This is a genomic window from Candidatus Devosia phytovorans (assembly GCA_029202405.1).
Classification (GTDB): Bacteria; Pseudomonadota; Alphaproteobacteria; order Rhizobiales; family Devosiaceae; genus Devosia; species Devosia phytovorans.
Window position 1 is genome coordinate 1,339,273 of record CP119312.1, and the last position, 21,453, is coordinate 1,360,725.

The 21,453-nt window shown below is 61.9% G+C and carries 21 protein-coding genes; 4 read left to right on the plus strand and 17 right to left on the minus strand.

Annotated elements, in window-relative coordinates; genetic code table 11:
• Positions 1 to 5 precede the first annotated feature (5 nt).
• The 11 genes from P0Y65_06865 to P0Y65_06915 all read right to left on the minus strand — a co-directional run bounded on the left by P0Y65_06865 (position 6) and on the right by P0Y65_06915 (position 10,714).
• Positions 6 to 1,742 (minus strand): iron ABC transporter permease, encoded by a 1,737-nt coding sequence (locus P0Y65_06865; GenBank protein ID WEK05970.1) that lies wholly within the window; start codon positions 1,740 to 1,742, stop codon positions 6 to 8.
• A 61-nt stretch (positions 1,743 to 1,803) separates the two neighbouring features.
• The gene (locus P0Y65_06870) at positions 1,804 to 2,916 is read right to left on the minus strand and encodes an ABC transporter substrate-binding protein (protein WEK05971.1); all 1,113 of its coding nucleotides are present in this window, start codon (positions 2,914 to 2,916) and stop codon (positions 1,804 to 1,806) included.
• Between the two features lie 80 nt (positions 2,917 to 2,996).
• Positions 2,997 to 3,833: a MurR/RpiR family transcriptional regulator gene (locus P0Y65_06875; GenBank protein WEK05972.1), complete on the minus strand. Its 837-nt coding sequence runs from the start codon at positions 3,831 to 3,833 to the stop codon at positions 2,997 to 2,999.
• Positions 3,834 to 4,050: 217 nt separating this feature from the next.
• Positions 4,051 to 4,947, minus strand: a complete 897-nt coding sequence (locus P0Y65_06880) for a biopolymer transporter Tol (protein ID WEK05973.1) — start codon at positions 4,945 to 4,947, stop codon at positions 4,051 to 4,053.
• A gap of 35 nt (positions 4,948 to 4,982) precedes the next feature.
• Positions 4,983 to 5,111, minus strand: coding sequence for a hypothetical protein (locus P0Y65_06885; GenBank protein ID WEK05974.1), 129 nt, complete (start codon positions 5,109 to 5,111; stop codon positions 4,983 to 4,985).
• A 79-nt stretch (positions 5,112 to 5,190) separates the two neighbouring features.
• Positions 5,191 to 5,949, minus strand: a complete 759-nt coding sequence (locus P0Y65_06890) for a sugar phosphate isomerase/epimerase (GenBank protein ID WEK05975.1) — start codon at positions 5,947 to 5,949, stop codon at positions 5,191 to 5,193.
• A 21-nt stretch (positions 5,950 to 5,970) separates the two neighbouring features.
• Positions 5,971 to 6,450, minus strand: a complete 480-nt coding sequence (locus P0Y65_06895) for a VOC family protein (GenBank protein WEK05976.1) — start codon at positions 6,448 to 6,450, stop codon at positions 5,971 to 5,973.
• Positions 6,451 to 6,518: 68 nt separating this feature from the next.
• Positions 6,519 to 7,766 carry an ABC transporter substrate-binding protein gene (locus P0Y65_06900; protein WEK05977.1) on the minus strand — a complete coding sequence of 416 codons (1,248 nt, stop codon included), beginning with the start codon at positions 7,764 to 7,766 and terminating at the stop codon, positions 6,519 to 6,521.
• 25 nt (positions 7,767 to 7,791) lie between these two features.
• On the minus strand, positions 7,792 to 8,886 hold the full coding sequence (locus P0Y65_06905; GenBank protein ID WEK05978.1) for an ABC transporter ATP-binding protein: 1,095 nt from the start codon (positions 8,884 to 8,886) through the stop codon (positions 7,792 to 7,794).
• 5 nt (positions 8,887 to 8,891) lie between these two features.
• On the minus strand, positions 8,892 to 9,824 hold the full coding sequence (locus tag P0Y65_06910) for a carbohydrate ABC transporter permease (GenBank protein ID WEK05979.1): 933 nt from the start codon (positions 9,822 to 9,824) through the stop codon (positions 8,892 to 8,894).
• Complete coding sequence (locus P0Y65_06915; protein WEK05980.1) at positions 9,821 to 10,714, minus strand: sugar ABC transporter permease; 894 nt, start codon at positions 10,712 to 10,714, stop codon at positions 9,821 to 9,823. The genes P0Y65_06910 and P0Y65_06915 overlap by 4 nt, the downstream gene beginning before the upstream one ends.
• A 193-nt stretch (positions 10,715 to 10,907) precedes the next feature.
• Between P0Y65_06915 and P0Y65_06920 the strand changes: the two genes are divergently transcribed.
• From P0Y65_06920 to P0Y65_06930, 3 genes are all read left to right on the plus strand, one after another.
• Entirely contained in the window at positions 10,908 to 11,720 is an 813-nt protein-coding gene (locus tag P0Y65_06920) for an aldo/keto reductase (protein WEK05981.1), read from the plus strand.
• Between the two features lie 151 nt (positions 11,721 to 11,871).
• Complete coding sequence (locus tag P0Y65_06925; protein ID WEK05982.1) at positions 11,872 to 12,315, plus strand: VOC family protein; 444 nt, start codon at positions 11,872 to 11,874, stop codon at positions 12,313 to 12,315.
• Between the two features lie 119 nt (positions 12,316 to 12,434).
• The gene (locus tag P0Y65_06930) at positions 12,435 to 13,457 is read left to right on the plus strand and encodes a LacI family DNA-binding transcriptional regulator (GenBank protein ID WEK05983.1); all 1,023 of its coding nucleotides are present in this window, start codon (positions 12,435 to 12,437) and stop codon (positions 13,455 to 13,457) included.
• Positions 13,458 to 13,872: 415 nt separating this feature from the next.
• Here P0Y65_06930 and ugpC read toward each other — a convergent pair whose 3' ends face one another.
• The 6 genes from ugpC to P0Y65_06960 all read right to left on the minus strand — a co-directional run bounded on the left by ugpC (position 13,873) and on the right by P0Y65_06960 (position 19,995).
• Positions 13,873 to 14,955, minus strand: a complete 1,083-nt coding sequence (gene ugpC, locus P0Y65_06935) for a sn-glycerol-3-phosphate ABC transporter ATP-binding protein UgpC (GenBank protein WEK05984.1) — start codon at positions 14,953 to 14,955, stop codon at positions 13,873 to 13,875.
• Entirely contained in the window at positions 14,952 to 15,779 is an 828-nt protein-coding gene (locus P0Y65_06940; GenBank protein ID WEK05985.1) for a carbohydrate ABC transporter permease, read from the minus strand. Before P0Y65_06940 ends, ugpC begins: the two co-directional genes overlap by 4 nt.
• The gene (locus P0Y65_06945; protein ID WEK05986.1) at positions 15,776 to 16,678 is read right to left on the minus strand and encodes a sugar ABC transporter permease; all 903 of its coding nucleotides are present in this window, start codon (positions 16,676 to 16,678) and stop codon (positions 15,776 to 15,778) included. The genes P0Y65_06940 and P0Y65_06945 overlap by 4 nt, the downstream gene beginning before the upstream one ends.
• A gap of 68 nt (positions 16,679 to 16,746) precedes the next feature.
• Entirely contained in the window at positions 16,747 to 17,973 is a 1,227-nt protein-coding gene (locus P0Y65_06950; GenBank protein ID WEK05987.1) for a sugar ABC transporter substrate-binding protein, read from the minus strand.
• Positions 17,974 to 18,047: 74 nt separating this feature from the next.
• Positions 18,048 to 18,950 carry a sugar phosphate isomerase/epimerase gene (locus P0Y65_06955; protein ID WEK05988.1) on the minus strand — a complete coding sequence of 301 codons (903 nt, stop codon included), beginning with the start codon at positions 18,948 to 18,950 and terminating at the stop codon, positions 18,048 to 18,050.
• Between the two features lie 10 nt (positions 18,951 to 18,960).
• On the minus strand, positions 18,961 to 19,995 hold the full coding sequence (locus P0Y65_06960; protein ID WEK05989.1) for a Gfo/Idh/MocA family oxidoreductase: 1,035 nt from the start codon (positions 19,993 to 19,995) through the stop codon (positions 18,961 to 18,963).
• 162 nt (positions 19,996 to 20,157) lie between these two features.
• Here P0Y65_06960 and P0Y65_06965 point away from each other — a divergent pair, with 162 nt between their 5' ends.
• Positions 20,158 to 21,192 carry a LacI family DNA-binding transcriptional regulator gene (locus P0Y65_06965; protein ID WEK05990.1) on the plus strand — a complete coding sequence of 345 codons (1,035 nt, stop codon included), beginning with the start codon at positions 20,158 to 20,160 and terminating at the stop codon, positions 21,190 to 21,192.
• Positions 21,193 to 21,453 lie beyond the last annotated feature (261 nt).

Here is a 21,453-nt window from a genome sequence, read left to right on the forward strand (position 1 = left end):
GGACCTCAAGCGAAGGAGTGTTTGCGACGACCGCGCAGCAGCGAAGCCGCGCCGGTGGCCAGCATGGAAATGACCAGGATGATGATGGTCACGGCATTGGCGAACTGGTGGAAACCGTCCGAGGCATAGCTGTAGGACAGCACGGCCAGCAGCGGCGAACTGGGCGTATAGAGCAGCACGGTAATCGCCAGGTCCCCGATGACATTGACGAAGGCGATGAGCAGCCCTGCCGCAAGGCCTCGCGCCGCCAGTGGCGCGGTGATGGCGCCGAGGCGGCGGAAGAAGCCGGCTCCGGTCATCCGCGCTGCCTCGTCTATATCGCCCGAGATTTGGGCCACCGTGGCCCGCCCGGTCTGCACCGCGAAAGGCAGCATGGCCGCCGTCAGCGCCAGGCCCAGCAATAGCGGCGTGCCATAAAGCGCCGGGAAGGGACCGATCGGCGCACCGTAAAGCGCGATATAGGCCGCCGCAAAGGCAATGCCGGGCAGCAGCATGGGTAGAAAACTCAGCTGCGAGACCAGATTGCTCAGAACCGGCACTTTCTGGCGGGTCAGCGCCACGGCGATCAGCACGCCGATGATATTGGCCACCAGCGCCACGCAAAGTCCAAGCACCAGTGTCGTGCTCAGCGCCGTGAAGAGATGCGGATTGCGCAGGATTCCGGCCTGACCACGGGCGAATTGCGCGCTGGCCTCGCCGATCCAGTAGTGCAGCGTCCAGTCGGAAAACAGTTTCAGCGAGGACGGCGCAAGGCTTGCCGCAATCAGCAGGATGATGGGCACGATGGTCGTCGCCAGACAGATCAGCCAGGCCAGCATGGTCAGCGGCAGGCGGGCACCGCCCAGCGCGAAGCGGCGTGGCCGTGCGCCCTTGCCGGTGATGGTGGCAAAGCTCTTGCGGCCGTTGAGCACGCGATTGCCCAGGCCCAAAAAGAGCGCCGAAATACCGATGAGAAGAATGGCCAGCACATAGCCGCGCTCGGCCTGGCCGATCTCGATCATGCCGAAGAGGCGTGTGGAAAGGGTCTGCATGCGCACCGGCAGGCCGAGCAGGGCCGGCGCGGCGAAATTGGACACGGCGCCGGCAAAGCTCAGCGAGGCGCCGGCAATCAGGGCGGGACTGACCAGCGGCAGCACGATGCCGAACAGCACGCGCCTGCGCGACGCCCCGCTCATTTGCGCTGCCTCGATCAGGTCGCCGTTGACGGTGGCGAGTGCTGCCGCGATCACCGTGAAGGCCAGGGCATAATAGTGGGCGATCAGCACCACGATGGTGGGCGTCATGCCCCAGCTCAGCCAATCGGGCACGGCGAACCCCATGCCCTCCAGCAATCCGCCGCCGCCCCCGACACGGCCATTGCGAAACAGGCTGCCCCAGGCCAGCGACGTGGCAAAGCTGGGAATCATGAACGGGAGAGTGGCCATGAAGCCGATCAAGGCCCGGCCCGGGACATCGGTCATCACCACCAGCCAGGCGAGGAACCCGCCTAGCAGCACGCAGCCGGAGGCGACGCAGACACCGATGATCAGCGTATTGAGCGTCGGCTCAAGGAAGAGATTCTCTGTCAGCCGGCTGGCCAACACATCCATCCAGGCGCTGCCGCCATTGGCCGTGGGCTGGAAGGTGTCGATGAAAATGGTCAGCAAAGGCGCCGTCACCAGGATGGCGAGCACCAGCACCATGACCCAGGTCAGGCCCTGGCCGGAGATCAGATTGCCGAGGCGGCGGAGAGTAGCAGGCATTGGGGGCTCCAATGGAAACGGGCGGCGCGACCGCCGCCCGTTCGGAACATGCAGGCGGGGACTAGAGCAGCGTCAGGATGAAATCGGCCACTTCGGCGCGGATCTCGGCCGTTGCTGCCGGGTCGATCTGCCAGCCGGTAAAGTCCGCCAGCGGAATGGCATCGGGATGCGGCGTGATATCGGTGCGGGTTGCCCAGTCGCCGGCCACATAGAAAGGTGCAAAGGCGGGGCCGCCGGTTTCGCTCTCGTCACCCATCATGAAGTCGACGGCAAGACGTGCCGCCGCCGGATTGGCCGTATTCGGATTGAGCGCGAGCAGGGCCGGGAAGACGATGCCATTGGAGGGTGCGACCTCATTGGCGACCTGCAGCGCCCAGCCTTCGTCTTCATTGTCCCGGCGATCGGAATAGGAGGTAAAGCCGATCGGCGGATTGTCCTGGCCGAGCGCGCCGATGGCCGCATTGACGTCATCGGTCGAACCGACCAGCACCAGGTCATTGGCGAAGAGATCGGCGATAAACTGCTGCCCGGCATTCTCGATGCCCTCGTCGAGTTCGATCGCCGAACCGAAGGCGGCTTCATAGGCCGTTGCCATCTCGTCGGACTTGAGGACCACTTCTGTCATCAGGTCGAGATAATCGCCGCGCTGCAGCGGATCGACCATGATCACCTTGCCGGCCCACTCGGGCTTGGTCAGGTCCCAGAGATTGCTGACCGGCGCGCCATCGGGATGGGCTTCCTCATTATACATCAGCACCTTGGTCGACAGGCGCTGGGCCAGCAACGGGGTTTTGAACTTGTCGTCGACCAGCTCGGCCATGCGCGGCGGCACGTAGGGCGCCACCAACTCGTCGGCAACAAGGTCGGTCAGCACGACCGGGGCGTCGGACATGTAGAAGACGTCGGCGCCAGCCACGCCGGCCTGGGCTTCGCTGCGGATACGCGCGATCTGCTCGGTCGAGGAAATGTCGAAGGTGACCATGTCGATACCCGGATAGGCAGCCTCAAAAGCCTCTTCCACCCGGCCGATACGGCTGGTGAAGGCATAGACGGTGACCTGGCCCTCTTCCTGCGCCTGCGCGAGCAGCTCGGCGGCGGTGAGGCTATCCAGGTCCTGGGCGAAAGCTGTCGTCGACAGCAAGGCGATCGTGGTGGCGGCGAGAGTAAGACGCATGACGGCTCCTGCGGGTTGGCCATGGTCGATGTAGAGTGTTCTTGCTACAGTTTTGTGACGCGCAAGTTTACTTGCAAAAATCACTCGAACTTTGCAATGAGCTCGCCCAGCCGATCCAGCGCTGCCATGGCCGTATCACCGCGCAGGCTTGCAAGAGCAAGGATTGTCGCATTGCAGATGGCCATGGGCACGGTCAACGTCTGGAAACTGTCGGGCATGCCGGCCCGCGGCGCCGAAAGCAATATATCCGGCCTTGGCGTCAGCGACGGTCCCGTCGTGCCCGAAATCACGACGGTGGCGGCTCCTGCAGCAGCCGCGACCTCCATCAGTTTTGCATAATCCGGCGGCTGCCGACGGAAGGCGAAGAGCAGCAGGGCGTCGCGCGGCCCAAGCGTCAGCACCTGTTCGGCAAGGTCGCGACGATTGCCATCGAGGCGATTGCTGACGATACCCAGCCGCCGTAACCGTCGCTCCATCAGTTCGGACAGCGCACTGGCATTGCCATGGCCATAGATGAACACCCGGTCGCGATTGAGTGCCTCGGCTGCGGTCAGGATTCGCGCGTCACTGACATGATCTGTCAGCGCTGTCAGCGCAGCGATCTCGCTTGCAACGAGCAGCGGCAGGAAACCCTGCATGCGGGCGTCGTTCAGCGTCGCCGAAATGCGCTCGGCTGGCGCCGCATCCCGCAGATATTCCTGGCGCAGCGCGTCGCGAAAGCCGGCATAGGAGGCAAAGCCAAGCTTTTTGGCGAGGCGCGACGTCGTCGCCTCATGCACGCCGATCCGGGCAGCAAATTCATTGGACGTCCCGATCGCCACCTCGCGCGGCGCAGTCAGAAGGGCCGAAACCAGCTTTTGCTCGGTCGAGGTCAGGCTATCGGCAACGCCTTGGATCCGCTCGACCATACTCGGCATAGACTTGGAACTCGACATAAATCCTCACCGGCTCGCCGACCGTTCCGAGGTAGCCCTGCATTGGCCGTAAATCAAGGGAAGCACCAAATGGATTGCCGAACGTTCGCTCCAAAGACCTGCCTGTCGGCTTTCCACCCCAAATTGCCCTGAAGGACGGAGTATGTTTTCCGCATACGCTTCACTTGCCAGAGGACGGACAATAGCGGGGTGCGGCGCTCTAGGCCGGGGCCGCAGGATAGGAAACGAAGGCCAGGCGCTGGCTGTCTGGTGCCCATGAATTAACGTTGATTGTACCCTGGCCGCCAAAGAACACGGCAAGGTCGCGTTGTCCTCCTCCATCGGGCGACATCAGCCGCAGAATGACATGTTTGTCGGGCGGATGCCCGATCGTCTCCTCGGGATAGCTCAGGAAGGCCACGTGTTGCCCGTCGGGCGACAGGTGCGGGAACCAGTTGACCCGGCTGTCGAATGTCAACTGCTCGACGCCGCTGCCATCCGCCTGCATGCGGAAGATTTGTGCATGGCCGGGTTTTTCAGCCGCAAGCTCGGAGTTGAAATAGATCCAGCGGCCGTCAGGGGAATATTCCGGCCCGTCATTGGGAACGGTGACCCGGGTGAGCCTTCTGTCGGACCCGCCGGCGGCGGGGATGGTGAAGATGTTGACCATGCGCTCGCCCTCCGGCTGTTCGACCGCGACATAGGCCAGTGTCAGCCCATCGGGCGAAATGCCGTGCAAATAATAGTGGTGCGGCGTCGTATGGTCGTTCGACACCTTGCGTGGCGTACCACCAGCGAAGGGCACGGCGTAGAGATGGCCATTGTCGGAGCTGACATAGATCGTCTCTCCGTCAGGCGACAGGACATGGTCGTTGTTGAGGTCATCGAGCCCCGGCGTCGGGATATGCTCGGGCGTGCCGCCTTCGGGATTGATGCGAAACAGCTGGCCACCAGCGTTGAACACCAGCCATTGGCCGTCGGGTGACCAGTTGGGCGCTTCGATCACCTCCGCGGCGGTCAAGACGGTGCGGCGATTGCCATTAAGGTCGATGATCTCGAGCACGGCCTGCTGGCCCGGGGAAAGCCTGCGGCCACGGCGGGGAAATGAAAAGCTCATCGGCAGGTCCAGTCGTTCGTAAAAGGGAGCATGGCTCAGGTTCCCGCATCATCAAGCCGGTCCCGGAAATCGTTGAGGCCGGCATCCACCGAAGAGGGCGCGTCGATCCATTCCTGCATGGCGGCACCGGTTGCCGGATCGCGTGCGGGAATGGGCAGCATCATGATGCGCTTTGCCGCAGCCCGGAAGCGAGAGCGAGCGTTTGCTGTTCTGCGGCCAGGCTGTCCAGCGTCGGCACCTTGATCATAGCCCCAACGCCTTCAGGTGATCGATCGATCGGCGCGCGAAACGCTGCCATTCGCTGGGGTTGTCATGTTCGGTCACGATGTGATCGGCCTTCGTGGCGCGGAACAGGGGAACGAGCGCGGCCCAGTCGATGATGCCGTCGCCGGTAGCGGTCCAGCCGTCATCGCCCTGGGTGCCGAGCGGCGCCGTGTCCTTGGTCTGGATGGCGACGATGCGATCGGCGAAGCGCTGCAGTTCGGCGGCCGGATCGGCGCCGGCGCGGACGATCCAGCCGCAGTCGATCTCGAATTTCACCGCGTCGCCGCCCGCTTCGAAAATATGATCGATCGGGCGAGTGCCGTCGGGCAGGGCAATGAATTCGAAGTCGTGATTGTGCCAGGCGACCGAAAGGCCGTGCTGTCCTGCCACCTCTGCACCCTTGGCCAGTTTCTCGCCCAGGCCGCGCCAGTAGGGGGCCGTGGGCTGGCGTTCCTCGACGATTACATAGGGCGGAATGAGATAGGTCGCCCCGAGGGTCTGGGCAATTTCGACAAAGCGCTGCGGCTCGTCCACGAGGCCGGCCAGCGGCATGTGGAAACCCAGGCACCTGAGGCCGGCATCGTCGAGGGCGCGCCGGAACGCCTGTGCATCCTGCTCATAGGCGGGCAGCCATGGCTCGATCGCGTCATAACCCATAGCCTTGAGCTTGGGGAACTGGTCGAACAGCGGCGGGAAATTGCGCGATGAATAGAGCTGGTAGGCGATGGGATAAGGCATGTCTGTGGCCGAGCCGCAGCCTTACGGCTGCGCTTCCTTGTCCTTGTCGAATTCGAGCAGCTCGACCATGACGCCCAGTTGCGGGACGGTGTCATAGTAGGCGTAGCGACCATGCGAGCCGTCGAATTCGCCGCGCTGCAACAGCCGGTGGCCCTTGCCTTCGAGATAGGCATTGCGCCTGGTCAGGTTCCGCGTGCGGAAGGCGATGTGGTGGCAGCCTGGCCCCTTTTCTTCGAGGAGATCCCGCCAAGCGCTCTTTTCCGGCCCCGGCTCGAGGAATTCGACATCGATATTGCCGAACTTGAACATGCGGATCTTGCAGCCCACGGAAGCGGGCATGCCATTGTAGATGGCCATGGCCTCTTCGGGCTCGGCCGCCTTGCCCAGCGAAGGCATCGGCTTGCCGGTCAGATCGGCGAACCACTGCGCGGATTTGTCGACATCGTCGGTGACGAAGCAGATTTGCATCACTTCGTCTTCATCAAGCAGGCGCTTGTCCATTGTGCTGGTCCATTCGGTTGGGGGTGGTCGGCGGCCCGGAGGTCGCCGACCCGGGGAGGGACTTCGTGTCAGCCAAGAATGGTGTCGTAATTGTCCTTCATCTCGGCGATGGCATCTTCAACGCTCATGTTCGGATCGCTCCAGAAGTTGAAGACGACGTTCCAGATCGAATCCTGCCAATCGGCATCGGCGGTATTGTGCGGGTTCTGCACCTGCTGGGCCGGGTCTTCGAGAATGCGCAGCACCTCGGTCGAACAGGCGTCAAGGCTTTCCGCAGGCGCATCGAGGCGGACCGGGGTCGAACCCTTCGCAGCAGCGAACTTGGCCTGTTCGGCCGGATCGAGCACAACCGAGGCGAAGTCGAGTTCGGCTGTCTTGACGTCATCGGCCGTGCCGCCGAGAAGCCCCCAGGCATCGACGGTCACGACCACCGCCTGCGCGCCGGGAATTTCGATACAGCCAAAGTCGGTGCCGGCGACCTTCTTGGCGCCGAGCCATTCACCCTTCATCCAGTCGCCATGGATCTGCATCAGGGCCTTGCCGGTGATGACCTCGTTGGTGGTCTCGTTCCAGGGTCGATTCTGCGCTTCCGGACCGGCTTCATTGGCAAACAGCCGCAGGGTTTCGAGAGCTTTGGCAAAGCCCGGATCGTCGAGCGCGGTCGGGTCAACCTCTTCGCCATAGATTTTCCTGTAGACCTCTGGACCGGCAACGGCTGCGACCAGCGCATGGGTCAGATAGCCGACCTGGAAAGGCTGGCTGCCGACGGCAAGCGGGGCATAGCCGGCGTCGCGGATCTTCTGGAAGTCCGCGAACATGGCATCCATCGAATCCCAGGCTGCGGGATCGACACCGGCGGCCTTGGCCACTTCCATATTGTAGTAGAGCATGCCGTCGATATGGAGCGCCTGCGGCACCTTGACGATCTCGCCATCGACCGAGATGGAGGCCGCAACGGCGGCGGGCAGCTTGTCGACAATGGCATTGTCCTCGAACCATTGCGTCAGCGGGAAGCCCAGGCCCATGCCGGCAATGTCGCGATAGACGCCGGGATTGGATTCCATGAAGACATGGGGTGGCTGTCCGCCGGTGATCAGGCTCATCAGGTTGACGTTGGAGCCGGTGTCGTGGGGAATGGCGATATCGGTCCAGGTATGGCCCTTGGCTTCAAGACCGGCCTTGATGACGTTGAGGGCGGCGATTTCCGGCGGCGCGGACCAGCTATGGTAGATGACCAGGTCAGTTGCCATGGCACCGAACGAAGCGGTGCTGAGCATGAAGCCAGCGACAATACCGGCTAGTCTCTTGGTAGACATCGTTCTCTCTCCCTTGTCGTTTTCGTTACATTCTCTGCCCGGTTCGGGCGTCGAACAGGTTGGCCTTGCCCTTAAGGTAGTTGACGGCCATGGACTGGCCGGGAACCAGGCGTGTGGCTGTGTCTGGCTCGACGCGCAGGGCAAGCAAATCGTCTTCGAAGCGGAAATAGGCGCTGGCATCGGGTCCGGTACGCTCGGCATATTGCAGCGGCACCGTGAAGCTGGCGGCCACCGGACCGCCGGCGGTCAGTGTGAAATGCTCCGGACGGAGGCCCGCGATGACCTCGGCTCCATCTGCCGGCGGCCCGACGAAGGGATAGTCGGAAACATCGAGCCTGACGCCCGAGGCAAACACCGCTTCGACCTTGCCTGTCGCGACCACGAGCCTGGCCTTGCGCAAGTTCATGGCAGGCGAGCCGATGAAGCCGGCGACAAACAGATTGGCCGGACGCTCGTAGATTTCATCGGGCGTGCCGAACTGCTGGATGACGCCGCCATTCATGACCGCGATCTTGGTTGCCATGGTCATGGCTTCGATCTGGTCATGGGTGACATAGACGATGGTTGACTTGAGCTGGTCATGCAGTTTCTTGATCTCGAGCCGCATCTCTGTGCGCAGCTTGGCGTCCAGATTGCTGAGCGGTTCGTCGAACAGGAAGACGCCGACATTTTTCACGAGAGCGCGTCCGATGGCGACACGCTGGCGCTGGCCGCCCGAGAGCTGGCCGGGCTTGCGATGGAGCAGCGGCTCGATCTGCAGCAGCTTCGCCGCCCAGGCGATGCGCTTTTCGATCTCCTCGCGCGGCAGCTTGCTGGCCGATAGGCCGAACTTGAGATTTCCGTGGACCGTCTTTGTCGGATAGAGCGCATAGCTCTGGAACACCATGGCGAGACCGCGATCCTTAGGGTCGAGGTCGGTGACGTCACGGTCGCCGATCATGATGCGGCCATCGGTGACGTCGAGCAGGCCGGCGAGCAGGTTGAGCAGCGTGGTCTTGCCGCAACCCGAGGGGCCCAGCAGCACCAGGAAATCGCCGTCGTCGATAGAGAGGTTGAGATCGTCCAGAACCTTGAGCAGGCCGTAGGTCTTGGTGATGTGCTCGAAACTTACGCTGGGCATTCGGGTCAACCCTTGATGGCGCCGGCGGTAATGCCCTGGACGAAGAGCTTGCCGACGAAGAAATAAATGACGAGCGGGGGAATGGCGGTGAGCAGGGCCGCCGCCATATTGTCGTTGTAGCGAACGGTGCCGGTCGAGATGGTGATGAGATTGGCCAGGTTTACCGTCATCGGCTGGCCGCCGAGGCCGCCAAAGGTCACGCCGATCAGGTAGTCATTCCAGATCGAGGTGATCTGCAGGATCAGCACGACGATCAGGATATTGCCGCTCATGGGCAGGATGATCTCGAAGAAGATCTTCCAGAACGAGCCGCTGTCCATCACCGCCGCGCTCATGATCTCCTGCGGGATATCCTTGTAGTAATTGCGGAAGATCAGCGTCAGCACCGGCATGGCCAGCACGGCGTGGATGATGGCGACGCCCCAGATGCTGCCATAGACCTTAAGCGTCGCCGTCATCGAGATCAGCGGGAACATGATGATCTGGAAAGGCACGAAGGCGCAGATGAAGAGCACGAAAAGGAAGGGGCCCGCCCATCTGACGTTCCACAATGCCAGCGCATAGCCGGTGACGATCGACAGACCGATCGACAGCGCCAGCGAGGGGATGAGGATATAGACCGAGTTCCAGAACCCGACCTTGAGGCCCTCGCAGCGCGTGCCCGAGCAGGCGGTGTTCCAGGCGTGGTCCCAGGCTTCCAGCGTCCACACATTGGGCAGCGCGAACATGGCGCCCTCGCGGATCTGATCCATGGTCTTGAACGATGTGGTGATCACCACATAGAGCGGCACGCAGAAGAACAGGGCGCAGACGGAGAGGAAGACGATGACGGCGATCGAGCGGCCGGTGATGGCCTTCTTCTTGCGCGGAAAATAGGGGGCGGTGCGGACGGCGACTTCGGCACCGAGCGATTTCTGGCTGACGGTCAGATCGGTCATGCGCGGGCTCCCGAACGGCGCTGTTGCCAGGCGGTGAGCAGCACCAGCGGCAGGAAGATCACGGCAGTGATCAGCAGCATCAGCACGGCGGCGGCCGAGGCAAAGCCGAGATTGCCCTTGGCCGACAGCGCCTGGATGGTGAAATAGGCCGGCACATAGGTCGATTGACCCGGCCCGCCATTGGTCATGGCGACGATCACGTCATAGGCCTTGATTACCCCGAGCGAGAGCAGGATGGCGCAGGTGACGAAGGTGAATTTCATCATCGGAATGATGATTTCCGTATAGAGCCGGAAGAGGCCTACGCCATCGAGCCGCGCGGCGCTCCAGATCTCGGAATTGATGGATTTGAGCCCGGCCAGCATCAGCGCCATGTAAAAGCCCGCGCTCTGCCAGACCGAGGCGAGAATGACGCCATACATGGCGGTTTCCGGCCGGGCCAGCCAGCTGGCATTGACCCAGGTGAGGCCGATGGAGTGGATGAAATGTTCGACCCCCAGTTCGGGATTGAACATCCAGCGCCAGGCCGCGCCGGTGACGATCAGCGAGATGGCCAGGGGATAGAGAAACACCGTGCGAAAGATGCTTTCGCCGCGCTTTTCGCGGTCGATCATGGCGGCGAGAATGAAGCCGAAAACGATGGCCAGCGCGCTGCCGAGGCCAAGCACGATGAGGTTCTGCAGCGAGATCAGCCAGGCGTCGTCGTTGAACAGGCGCTGGTATTGCCGGCCCCATTCGGACCAGTCGATCTCATATTCCGGCAGGCGCCGGCTGCGCGTCAGCGACAGGTAGACTGTCCACAGAATGGCGCCAATGAAGGCAACCAGAGTCACCAGTCCAGCCGGCACCAGGGCCAGTTGGGGCGACCATCGGCTCCACCGAAAGGTCATGCTCGTCCTCCCTTGAGCATCGCGGCGGATTGTTCCGCTCTGTCGATGCGTCAGCTCTTGCAAGCAGTATTATCGTTAAACTAGGATCGGACAAAACGATCCGTCAATAGTATTTCGGCGTGAACCATGCTGGTTTTGATCGGGCAGCAATACCGTCGGATCGGAAACATCTAAGGGGTGAGGGGGGAAATATATGAAAAATCAGTATGATATACCGGTGATGGGCTTCGGTACCTATGGCCGAACGGGCAATGCTGGTGTGGAGGCCATGAGCGTGGCGCTCGAAGTGGGCTATCGACATCTCGATACCGCCCAAGATTACGGGACCGAAAGTGAGGTCGGGCAGGCGGTGCGCCGCTCCGGCCTGCCGCGTTCCGACGTCTTCGTAACGACCAAGATCCAGACAGGCAATCTCGATGCTGGCGCGCTGGTGCCCTCGCTGCACCGAAGTCTCGATACGCTGCAGCTTGATCAGCTCGATCTGACGCTGATCCATTGGCCTTCACCCAACAATGCCGTCCCCTTGCCGGTCTATATCGAACAGCTCGCCGAGGCGCATGCTCTGGGTCTGACGCAACTCATCGGCGTCTCGAACTTCACCATCGCCATGCTGCGTGAGGCGCAAGCCCTGCTGGGCGAGTTGCCCATCGCCAACAATCAGGTCGAGCTCAATCCGCTGCTGCAAAACAAGAAGCTCGCAAGCTTCTGTAAGAGCCAAGGAATTTCCGTCACCTGCTACCTGCCGATCGCCCGAGGCATCCTGGGGGAGGTGCCCGAAATTGCCGAGATCGCTGCGCGCCACCAGGCGACACCGGAGCAGGTGGCCTTGGCCTTCGAATTGGCCAAGGGGTATATTGCCATTCCCACCTCGGGCAAGGCCGAGCGCATCCGCAGCAATTTCGAGGCGACCGGGCTGACCCTGACCGAGCCCGAAATGCGCGTCATCGAGGGCGTCGATCGAGGGCAGCGGGTGATTGACCCGGATTGGGGCCCCGATTGGGACTGACAGCGTTTCGCTGTTGACAGCCTCGCATTCGCGGATTTAGCTAATCGTATTAACGTTCCTACAAAACACCCTGCATCCATGCCGGGGTGCTCTGCATGCCTTGCCGCTGCGGACGGGAATATTCATTGCCGCAATGTCGGCGGGAGGAAACATGAAGGGCATCACCAGTCTCGGGCACATCGCGATCAACGTGATCGACCTCGAAAAGTCGCTCGACTACTATGTCAACAAGCTGGGCTTTCCCGAAATGCTGCGCCTCAAGCGCGACGATGGCGAAACCTGGCTCGTTTATCTGCGCATCACCGACGAGCAGTATCTCGAGATCTTCCCCGGCGCCGAAAACGATCGCGCACCGGCAAGCTGGCACACCAATGGGATGACCCATATGTGCTGGACGATCGATGATCTCGACGCCACCTGCGATCGCATCAAGGCGGCGGGTATCACGCTGCTCAGCGAGCCCAAGCCCGGCCTCGACGGGAATCGGCAGGCCTGGCTCGAGGATCCCGATGGCAATCGCATCGAACTGATGGAAATGCATCCCGACTGCCTGCAGTATCAGGCGATCCGACGCCTTCATGCAGAAGGCGTCTAGTGCGGCCTTTGATCTAGTGTCTATTCTCGCCCATGGTTTTGGTTTTCTGCTATCGACTTGGTGCATGCGCATCTTGGGGGACAAACCTCCCGCGACCGGCGTTTCGGTAGGTTGAAATCATGGGCAAACCCATCGTCCGCTTGAAGGACATTGCCGACAAGACAGGATTCTCGGTCAACACGGTGTCATTGGCGCTGCGGCAGAGCCCGCGCATTCCCGAAGACACTACCGTCCTCATCCGGGAGGCGGCGGAGGCGCTCAACTACCTTCCCAATCATGTCGCCAAGTCGCTGGTCAGTCGCGAGACCAAGACCATCGGCCTCGTGTTGACCGACATCACCAACCCGGCGCTAACCCAAGTGGCGCAGGCGGTCGAAACTGTTCTGTCTGAACGTGGCTATTCGACCCTGTTCGCGACATCGAACAACGATCTTGAAGAGGAAAAGCGGGTCATCGAGATGTTCCGCTCGCGCCAGGTCGACGGCATGCTGATTTATCCGCGCAGCCATCGCGAGCTCGAACATATCCGAAGGCTCCGTCAGCGCGGCTATCCGGTTGTGCTGCTCGTAGCTGATCCCGACGCGGGGATTGATGCCGTCTGCATCGACGAGCGCCGTGGCGCCTATCGCGCGGTGCGGCACCTTATCGATATCGGCCATAGCCGCATTGGCATCATCGACACCTCCAATCCCAAGGGAAATCTCGAAAAGCGCGATGGCTACAACCAGGCGCATGAGGAGGCAGGGATGGTGGTCGATGCCGAACTGCTGGCCGATCCGCAGGGCAACTCCGTGATCCGGGGCTATTGGGCCATGGACCGGTTGATGAGCCTGCCGGTGCGGCCGACGGCAGTCTTTGCGTCCAATGATTCCCTGGCCATCGGCGCATTGCGCTGGACGCAAAAAAACGGTCTGCGCGTGCCCGCTGATGTGGCCATCATGGGTTTTGACAACATCGAATTTGCCGAACACGCGGCGACGCCCATCTCGTCGGTCAAATACGAGGTCGACATGGTGACCGAGCTGGCGGTGGAGCGGCTGCTGCAGTTGATCGCCGCACCCGACGGCCTGCCCGAGCCGCGCGTTACCATGATCGACCCCGAACTGATCGTGCGCGACAGCACGGCGGGCAGGGGAGACTGATCAGGCTGTTGAACAGGTACGCTGCCGCTTTAGCTTCAGTCGACCCCATTGCGGTCGCTAACTATTAGACTTCTCCAAGTACTAATGGCGGAGATTGCAAGAAGTATATGGAGGTGCCCAGCTGGAATGCGTTGTGGTCTGGCTGTTTTATACTTTACCGAGCGAACGCATCAATAGGTCCAAAGGTTGGGAGTCTTGGTCTCGCCTGAACATGCGCGTCAGGTTTAGGTGGCGACACATGACTGAACTTCAAAATCCTCATAGACCTATAGATGATCAAGACGTGCTCACGCTTCAGGGCTGGGCGAACTGTTACTCGCCCTTCTGTAGCCGCCATTCCACAAAGCCACCCCGATGGACGTCCGTCGTTAGAAATATTCAAACCGCGCCGCGCTACTGCAGCTAAAGACAAACCTTAGTCATGAGTATTCCTCGGTATCGCTTGCTCAGTCTGCGGATCAAATAGGTGGATATGTTCGGGTGCGACGTGGACGGCGATCATATCGCCGGAGCGAACGTCGGTCCGACGCGTCTCGACCAGGGTCAGCTCAGGTTTTGTATCGGTCGCCACATAGGTCATCGATCCGGTCGATTCCACGACTCCGACGCTGAGATGCAGGGTGGGGTCGCGATCGGTGACGACCAGGTGTTCGGGGCGCAGGCCAACAATCACCTTGCGACCCGGTGCGAGGTGGCGCTGCAGTGGCAGGGTCGGATCGCCTTCCAGCTCGAGCTGTACGGTCTGGCCGTCGGCTGCGATCACGCCCGGCACGAAGTTCATCGCCGGTGAACCGATGAAGCCGGCGACGAACTTGCTGACCGGGCTGTCATAGAGTTCGAGCGGGCTGCCCTGCTGTTCGATGACGCCATCGCGCATGACGACGACATGGTCCGCCATGGTCATGGCCTCGATCTGGTCGTGGGTGACATAGACCGAGGTTGCTCCGAGGCGGTCATGCAGGGCGCGGATTTCCTTGCGCATGTGGACGCGCAGCGCGGCGTCGAGGTTGGACAGGGGTTCGTCGAAGAGGAAGGCTTTTGGATTGCGGATGATGGCGCGGCCCATGGCAACGCGCTGGCGCTGGCCGCCCGAGAGTTCGCGCGGATAGCGCTTGAGAAGGGCCGAAAGACCGGTAGTGGCGGCGACTTCGGCGGCCTTCTGACGGGCCTCGGCCTTGCCGACGCCATGCAGGCGGAGCGAATAGGTGAGGTTTTCTTCCACGGTCATGTGCGGATAGAGCGCGTAGGACTGGAACACCATCGCGACGTCGCGCTTGCGCGGTGGCACGCCGGTCATCACCTGGCCGGCAATCCTGAGTGTGCCGGAGGTGATGGTCTCGAGCCCGGCAATGGAGCGGAGCAGGGTGGACTTGCCACAGCCGGAGGGGCCGACCAGGGCGACGAAACTGCCCTTCTCGATGGAGAGGCTGACATTCTTGAGGGCGTGGAAGATGCCGTAATGCTTGTCGATATTGCTGAGCTCGATCTGTGCACTCATTTGAGGGCTCCCGAGGTGAGGCCGGAGACGATGCGGCGCTGCAGAAGGACGAAGACGGCCAGGATCGGGGTCACGTAGATCGCCGAATAGGCCATGATGGAGTTCCAGTCAGTGGAATTGGGGCCGAGGAAGCCCGAGAGCCCAACGCTGGCGGGCTGGAGCGCCGTGTCCTGGATGATCGACTTGGAATAGATATACTCGCCAAACGAGCTCATGAAGGTGAGGATGGCGCAGACCAGGATGCCGTTGCGGGCCAATGGCAGGACGATGGAGAAGAAGGCGCCGACGCGCGAATTGCCATCGACCAGCGCTGCCTCTTCCAGTTCGCGCGGCACGCTCATGAAGGTGGCGCGGACCAGCACGACGAAGAAGGGCATGGACTTGGCGGCGGCGGCCAGAACCACCGCCGTGCGCGGATAGTTCAGCAGGCCCATCTGGTTGAAGCCGACAAACAGCGGCGTGATCATCACCGATGCCGGCAGGACCTGCAGCATGAGGATGAGGAAGAGGCCGAAGTCGATCCAGGCACTCCGGTAGCGGGCCAGCACATAGGCGCATCCGGTGCCCAGGATCACCGTTATGGCGGTGACGCCCGAGGCGATGACCACGGAATTCCAGAGGAATGTGCCCATGGTCCGCCGTGTCCAGACGGCGGGGTAGACGCTGGGGTCGGGCGCCATGGGCCAGAAGGTGGGCGGATTGGCGAAGATTTCCGAGCCCGACTTGAGGCTGGTCACATACATCCAGTACAGCGGAAAGAGATAGACGGCGGCGAGGGCAAGCGCGAGGCCGAGCAGCAGCCAGGGAACATAGGGCCGGGTCATCCGCGCACCTCATGGCGGGTGGAGCGCACATAGACGACCGAGGCAAAGAGCACGAGCACGAACATCATCACCGAAATCGTGGCGCCCTTGGCGAAGTCGTAGAGCTGGAAGCTCATCTGCCAGGCCCAGTAGCCGGCGACCGTCGAAGTGTTGGCAGGGCCGCCTTCGGTCAACGCGGGGAAAAGATCGAACTGCTGCAAGGTGCCGATGAGGCCAAGCGAAAGGACGGCGCCGATGGTCGAGCGCATCATGGGCAGGGTGATGGTCCAAAAGCGCTGGAAGGCATTGGCGCCATCGAGTTCGGCAGCTTCATAGAGGTCGCGCGGAATGGCGGCGAGTCCGACCGAGAGCAGCAGCATGTTGAAGGCGAGGCCTAACCAGATATTGGCGATGACCACGGACCAGAGGGCGAAATTGGGATCCGACTTCCAGAACACCGTGGCCTGGATCAGGCCGAGCGACTTGAGGATGGCGTTGAAGACGCCGAAGTCACCGGCCAGGATCCAGCTCCAGATGGCGCCAACGACGAGGCCGGGCATGACCCAGGAGACGAGGAACAGGCCGCGTATGGTGGAGGCTCCGGGAAAATTCTGGGCGAAGAAGATGGCCAGGGCAAAGCCGATGACGAACTGGCCGGCCATGGAGGCAAAGACGAAGATCAGCGTGTTTTTCGTCACCAGCCAGAATTCGGGCTGGGCGACCACGGCGACATAATTGGCAAAGCCGGCGAAGGGGCGGAGCAGGGAGCCCAGGGTGAACATGTCCACCTGCTGGAAGCTCATCAGCACATTATAGACCAGCGGCAAGCCGGCCAGCGCCAGAAGGAAGAGCATGGCCGCGCCGACGAGGATCAGGTCGAAGCCGATGCCGTCACGCAGGCTGCCAAGAAATCGGGACATAGAACCTCCACGCGGGAATGAATATGACCGGCCGGATTGCTCCGGCCGGCCCAGGTCAGGGAGGTCGATTATCCCGTGATACCCTTGATGGTGGCCTGTGCCTGGTCGAGCGCCTGCTGAGCCGGCACCTGGCCGGTCAGCACCTGCTGCATGGCGTCATAGATGGCCTTGGAAATCTTCTGCCATTCCGGATGCGGGCCGCGCGGCTGGGCATATTTGAGCTGTTCCTGGAAGACCTTGAGCGCAGCGTCCTTCAGCGGCACGCCGGTTTCGGGCAGGGCAATGTCGTTGCGGGCGGGAATGCTCGAAAACTCGGGGAACATGCGCTCGTCCTGGCTGATGTAGAATTCCAGGACCTTGAAGGCTTCGTCGGGATGCTTGGTGGTGGCAAAGATACCCCAGTTGAAGCCGCCGAGCGCCGAGGAGCGTTCGCCCCCTTCGGTCTGGGTCGGCAACAGGGCGACGCCCCAGTCGAACTTGGCGTCGGTCGCCATGCGGTTGAGTTCCCAAGGGCCTGAAATGGCCATGGCGGCATTGCCCGAATTGAAGGTGCCGGTGGAATCCCACTGGCCAAGGCTCAGCACGTCCTGGCTGGCAGACTTGGCGTCGATGATGGCCTTCCAGTCCTCGATGGCTTCTACCGCGCCGGGGACGTTGACATTGTCGTAATTGCCGCCTGCCATCTGGATCCAGGGCAGATACTGGAAGGTGCCCTCTTCGCCGGCACGGGCAGAGAAGGTGATGCCATAGGTGTTGGTGGATGGATCGGTCAGCTTGGCAGCCGTGTCGACCAGTTCGCTCCAGGTCTGGGGCGGCTCGGCAATGCCGGCCTTGGCGAAAAGGTCCTTGTTGTAGAACAGGGCGATGGTATCGGTATATTTGGGCAGGCCGAAGAGCTTGCCATCCCAGCTCACGGAATTCAGCGGGCCTTCGTAATAGACGCTGGTGTCGATGATGTCGGAGGCAGCGGCGCGCTCGGTGATGTCGAGGAAGGCGCCGCGCGACGAGAAGAGCGCGAAGTCGGGGTTGTCGAGCGAGATGATATCGGGGGCCTGGCCAGTGGCGAAGGCGCGCAGGGCTTCATTGACCAGATCGTCGAAGGGGACGATGCGATAGTCGATCTGAATGTCGGTGTTCTGTTCGTTGAACTCCTTGCTCAGCGTGTCGGCGATGCCGGGGGCGTTTGCGCCGTCGATCGACCAGACCTTGATGACGGTCTGGGCGAAGGCAGGCGCGGCCATGCCCATTGCACCAAATGCGATACCGGCCATCAGGCCGAGATGTGTCAGCTTCATCGTCGTTCCTCCCAGATGCAGTCTTGCTGCTTGCTTCAAGCCGCGCGGCGCCCCTCCTGGCCCCGTTTGGCGCACTAGCCGGCAGCGGCGACGTAGTCGCCACCCCGGCAATCCTTGAGATAGTTGAGCGCGCGGACCTGGCCCGTCATTTCGAGGTCGCCGCGGTAGACCGGATCATGCCAGCCTTCGATGTCGACGGACCCGGCGTAGCCGGCCAGGCGCAATTCGGAGATGACGTCGGTCCAATTGCTGTCGCCAAAGCCCGGCGTGCGCATGAAGACGAACTTTTCCTTGCCGAAAATGCCGTGTTCCTTGATCACTTCCCAGCGGATGGTGGCATCCTTGCCGTGCACATGGAAGAATTTGTGCGCCCATTTGCGGATCTGGGGCAGGGGATCGATCAGGTAGACGAGCTGGTGGCAGGGCTCCCATTCGAGGCCGATATTGTCATCGGGCGTCTCGTTGAAGATCAGCTCCCAGGCGTCGGGATTGTGGGCGATGTTCCAGTCGCCGCTTTGCCAATTGCCGTCCATGGCGCAGTTCTCGAAGGCGATCTTGACGCCCTTGTCGGCGGCGCGTTTCGCTAGTTCCGACCAGACCTTGCGGTATTGCGGCAGGCTATCGGTCAGCGGCTTGTTGCGAATGCGGCCGGTGAAGCCGGCAATGGTATTGGCGCCGAAATGGTGGGCATTGTCGATACAGTCCTTCCAGCCCTGCAGGGTCTGACGGTCCATTTCCTGGTCCTCGAGCGGATTGCCGAACATGCCGATGGTGGAAATGGTGATGTCGCGGTTACCGATGGCCTCGAGGCTGCGCTTTCCCAGCTCGGCGAGATCCTGGCCATTGGTGGTCTGCCAGAAGAAGGGTTCGAAGCTTTCAAAGCCCAGGTCGGCAATGGCCGCGATGTTTTCGGCGCCCTTGCCGGCGGTAGCCTGGATCATGGTGCCGATGCGGATGGATTTGGCGGGGTTGCTCACTGAAAATTCCCTAGGCTGAAATGGCGACGCGCTGGCGGGTTCGGGCGCTTTCGATTGCGGCGAACACCATGGCCAGGCTCTTGATATTGTCGGTGCTGGTGGTTTCGGGCAGCCGGCCCTGCTCGATGGCCGAGAGGAATTCGGCGATGACGCTGGCATGGCCATGGGTCTGGTCGAGGTCGGCGGGGGCAGGCACCTCCACCGAAACGGCGTCGCGCAGCAGGCCCGGGCCGTCGACGGCGACGCGCGCGTCGAAGCCATCGCCGCCATCCCACAGCAGCGTGCCCCTGGTGCCGATGATCCGCCAGGCACTTTCCCAGCTGGTATTGGCGCCCTCGGCGCTCCAGCTGCCGCGGTAGTTGAAGACCACGCCCTGATCGAATTCAAAAATCGCATTGGCCGCAGCGCCATGGGCGTACCAGGAGCCCTTGGGGTTGGTCTCAAGGCAATAGACCGCCTTGGGCGCGACGCCAGCCATGAAGCGCGCGGCATCGAGCGTGTGGATGGCCATGTCGAGCAGCAGCACGTTTTCCATCTGCTCGCGGAAGCCGCCAAAATGGGCGCCGATGAAGAAATCGCAGTGCAGCGCCGTCAGTTCACCCAGTTCGCCGCTCTCGATGAGGCGACGGATGCGGCGCACGCCCGCGATGAAGCGGCGGTTCTGCACCACGGCATGGATGCGCCCGACGGCAGCGGCCCTGGCGATGAGCTGCTGGCCGGCTTCGAGCGTTGCCGCCATCGGTTTTTCGCTGAGCACGTGGCAGCCGTGGCCGAGCGCGGTCTCTACCACGCCTTGCCGCGCGGCTGGAATGACCACGTCGAACAGCAGGTCGGGCCTGGTCTGGGCCAGCACGGCGTCGAGGTCGGTGCCGATCACGGCATGGGTCAGGCCGAATTCGGCGGCGCGCGCTTCGGCCGTGGGGCGGTCGAGATCGACCAGCCCGACAATGTTGACGCGACCGGCCAGCAACGGATGGTCGGCCAGTGCCGACAGCCACCCTCTGGACATAGCTCCGCAACCCGCAAGAACGGCCGAAAAAACCAAGTGAGATCCTCCGAGGGCTACGATCCGCGCCGTCTTCTGCGGCGGTCGAATGGCATGTCCCGTAAACGTTTACGACGCTATATTCGGGAGGCGATCTGTGTCAATGCACTTTCGTAAACGTTTCTGGCGGCGCTCGTCCGCGTGGGGAAAAGAACCGAAAAAATGAAGGGTATCAGACGCTTAGCCAAAGATCTCGATATCTCTATCGGGACGGTATCGCGGGCCCTCAATGGAAAACCGGATGTCAACGAGAAGACCCGCCAGCGGGTTTTCGAGGCGGCGACGGCGATGGGCTATGTGCCCAATCAGGCGGGCAGGGCCCTGCGCAAGGGCTCCACGGGCGTCGTCGGCTTCATGATGCAGACCGGTTCGGAGATCACCGGCGAAGGCGATGTGTTCTTCATGAGCGTGTTTGATGGCGTGCAGACGGTCTTCGCACGGCACAAGCTCGACCTCGTTGCCTTGCTCTGTTCTTCGGAAGAAGACCCCGATGCCTATCTGCAGCGCGTGGTGGCGCGGGGTTTTGCCGACGCGCTGATCATTTCGGCGACCAAGCGGCACGATCATCGCATCGACTATCTGGCGGAGCGGAATATTCCGTTCATCGCGCTGGGGCGCAGCCTGACCGACGCGGGCCAGCCGTGGCTCGATCTCGATTTTGAAGGCATGGCACGGGTGGGCGTCGACCGGCTGGTGGCCAAGGGGCATCGTCGCATCGGCGTATTTTCGACCGACGACGACTCAAACCTGGGCTTTGTGTTTCGTGAGAGCTATCGCGAAGCGCTGGCGGCGCATGGCATTGAATTTGATCCATCGATGATCTTCATGGCGCATCCCAACGAGCGCGGCGGCCACGAGATCGCCGAGCGCATCGCCGCCCTGCCGCCCGAACAGCGGCCTACGGGTTTTATTCTGACCAATGAAGTTATGTCGGTCGGGCTCTATCGTGGGCTATATGACTCGGGCCTGCAGCCGGGCAGGGATTTTGCGGTGATCGGCCGGGACAGCCCGCATGCGCACTATCTAAGCCCCAAGCTGACCTGCTTTACACTGTCGCTGAGGGACCTCGGCATCCAGTTGGCCGAGGCGCTGCTGGCCACCATGCCAGCCTATTCGGATCAATATCCGCTGGGCACTGTCCGCAGGATTATTCCGTTAGATCTCGTTGAAGGTCAGAGTGACGGACCGGCAACTTAACAGGTACAGCCACGGTGCGGTCTGAACTGACCGGGATATCAAGTGCACGGTGACTTCGACAAGCGGGTCCTCTCTCTGACGCGGATCGCTCGCATACTCGGGTTGTAGGCTGGCTGTTTCTAACGGCACCCATATGCCAAACTGGAAGCCCAGTGCGTCAGCAACACCCTTGAACGCTATCGCACCCGTACCTACCAAATGGCCGCTTTTGACAGTTGATTGGCCAAGATCAGACTGCCTGCTCTCCACCCCGACGCCGCC

What these genes read in the sequence shown, in the direction of transcription:
- P0Y65_06865 (WEK05970.1), bottom strand. Translation starts at nt 1,742, where the DNA reads ATGCCTGCTACTCTCCGCCGCCTCGGCAATCTGATCTCCGGCCAGGGC.
- P0Y65_06870 (WEK05971.1), bottom strand. Translation starts at nt 2,916, where the DNA reads ATGCGTCTTACTCTCGCCGCCACCACGATCGCCTTGCTGTCGACGACA.
- P0Y65_06875 (WEK05972.1), bottom strand. Translation starts at nt 3,833, where the DNA reads ATGCCGAGTATGGTCGAGCGGATCCAAGGCGTTGCCGATAGCCTGACC.
- P0Y65_06880 (WEK05973.1), bottom strand. Translation starts at nt 4,947, where the DNA reads ATGAGCTTTTCATTTCCCCGCCGTGGCCGCAGGCTTTCCCCGGGCCAG.
- P0Y65_06885 (WEK05974.1), bottom strand. Translation starts at nt 5,111, where the DNA reads ATGATGCTGCCCATTCCCGCACGCGATCCGGCAACCGGTGCCGCCATG.
- P0Y65_06890 (WEK05975.1), bottom strand. Translation starts at nt 5,949, where the DNA reads ATGCCTTATCCCATCGCCTACCAGCTCTATTCATCGCGCAATTTCCCG.
- P0Y65_06895 (WEK05976.1), bottom strand. Translation starts at nt 6,450, where the DNA reads ATGGACAAGCGCCTGCTTGATGAAGACGAAGTGATGCAAATCTGCTTC.
- P0Y65_06900 (WEK05977.1), bottom strand. Translation starts at nt 7,766, where the DNA reads ATGTCTACCAAGAGACTAGCCGGTATTGTCGCTGGCTTCATGCTCAGC.
- P0Y65_06905 (WEK05978.1), bottom strand. Translation starts at nt 8,886, where the DNA reads ATGCCCAGCGTAAGTTTCGAGCACATCACCAAGACCTACGGCCTGCTC.
- P0Y65_06910 (WEK05979.1), bottom strand. Translation starts at nt 9,824, where the DNA reads ATGACCGATCTGACCGTCAGCCAGAAATCGCTCGGTGCCGAAGTCGCC.
- P0Y65_06915 (WEK05980.1), bottom strand. Translation starts at nt 10,714, where the DNA reads ATGACCTTTCGGTGGAGCCGATGGTCGCCCCAACTGGCCCTGGTGCCG.
- P0Y65_06920 (WEK05981.1), top strand. Translation starts at nt 10,908, where the DNA reads ATGAAAAATCAGTATGATATACCGGTGATGGGCTTCGGTACCTATGGC.
- P0Y65_06925 (WEK05982.1), top strand. Translation starts at nt 11,872, where the DNA reads ATGAAGGGCATCACCAGTCTCGGGCACATCGCGATCAACGTGATCGAC.
- P0Y65_06930 (WEK05983.1), top strand. Translation starts at nt 12,435, where the DNA reads ATGGGCAAACCCATCGTCCGCTTGAAGGACATTGCCGACAAGACAGGA.
- ugpC (WEK05984.1), bottom strand. Translation starts at nt 14,955, where the DNA reads ATGAGTGCACAGATCGAGCTCAGCAATATCGACAAGCATTACGGCATC.
- P0Y65_06940 (WEK05985.1), bottom strand. Translation starts at nt 15,779, where the DNA reads ATGACCCGGCCCTATGTTCCCTGGCTGCTGCTCGGCCTCGCGCTTGCC.
- P0Y65_06945 (WEK05986.1), bottom strand. Translation starts at nt 16,678, where the DNA reads ATGTCCCGATTTCTTGGCAGCCTGCGTGACGGCATCGGCTTCGACCTG.
- P0Y65_06950 (WEK05987.1), bottom strand. Translation starts at nt 17,973, where the DNA reads ATGAAGCTGACACATCTCGGCCTGATGGCCGGTATCGCATTTGGTGCA.
- P0Y65_06965 (WEK05990.1), top strand. Translation starts at nt 20,158, where the DNA reads ATGAAGGGTATCAGACGCTTAGCCAAAGATCTCGATATCTCTATCGGG.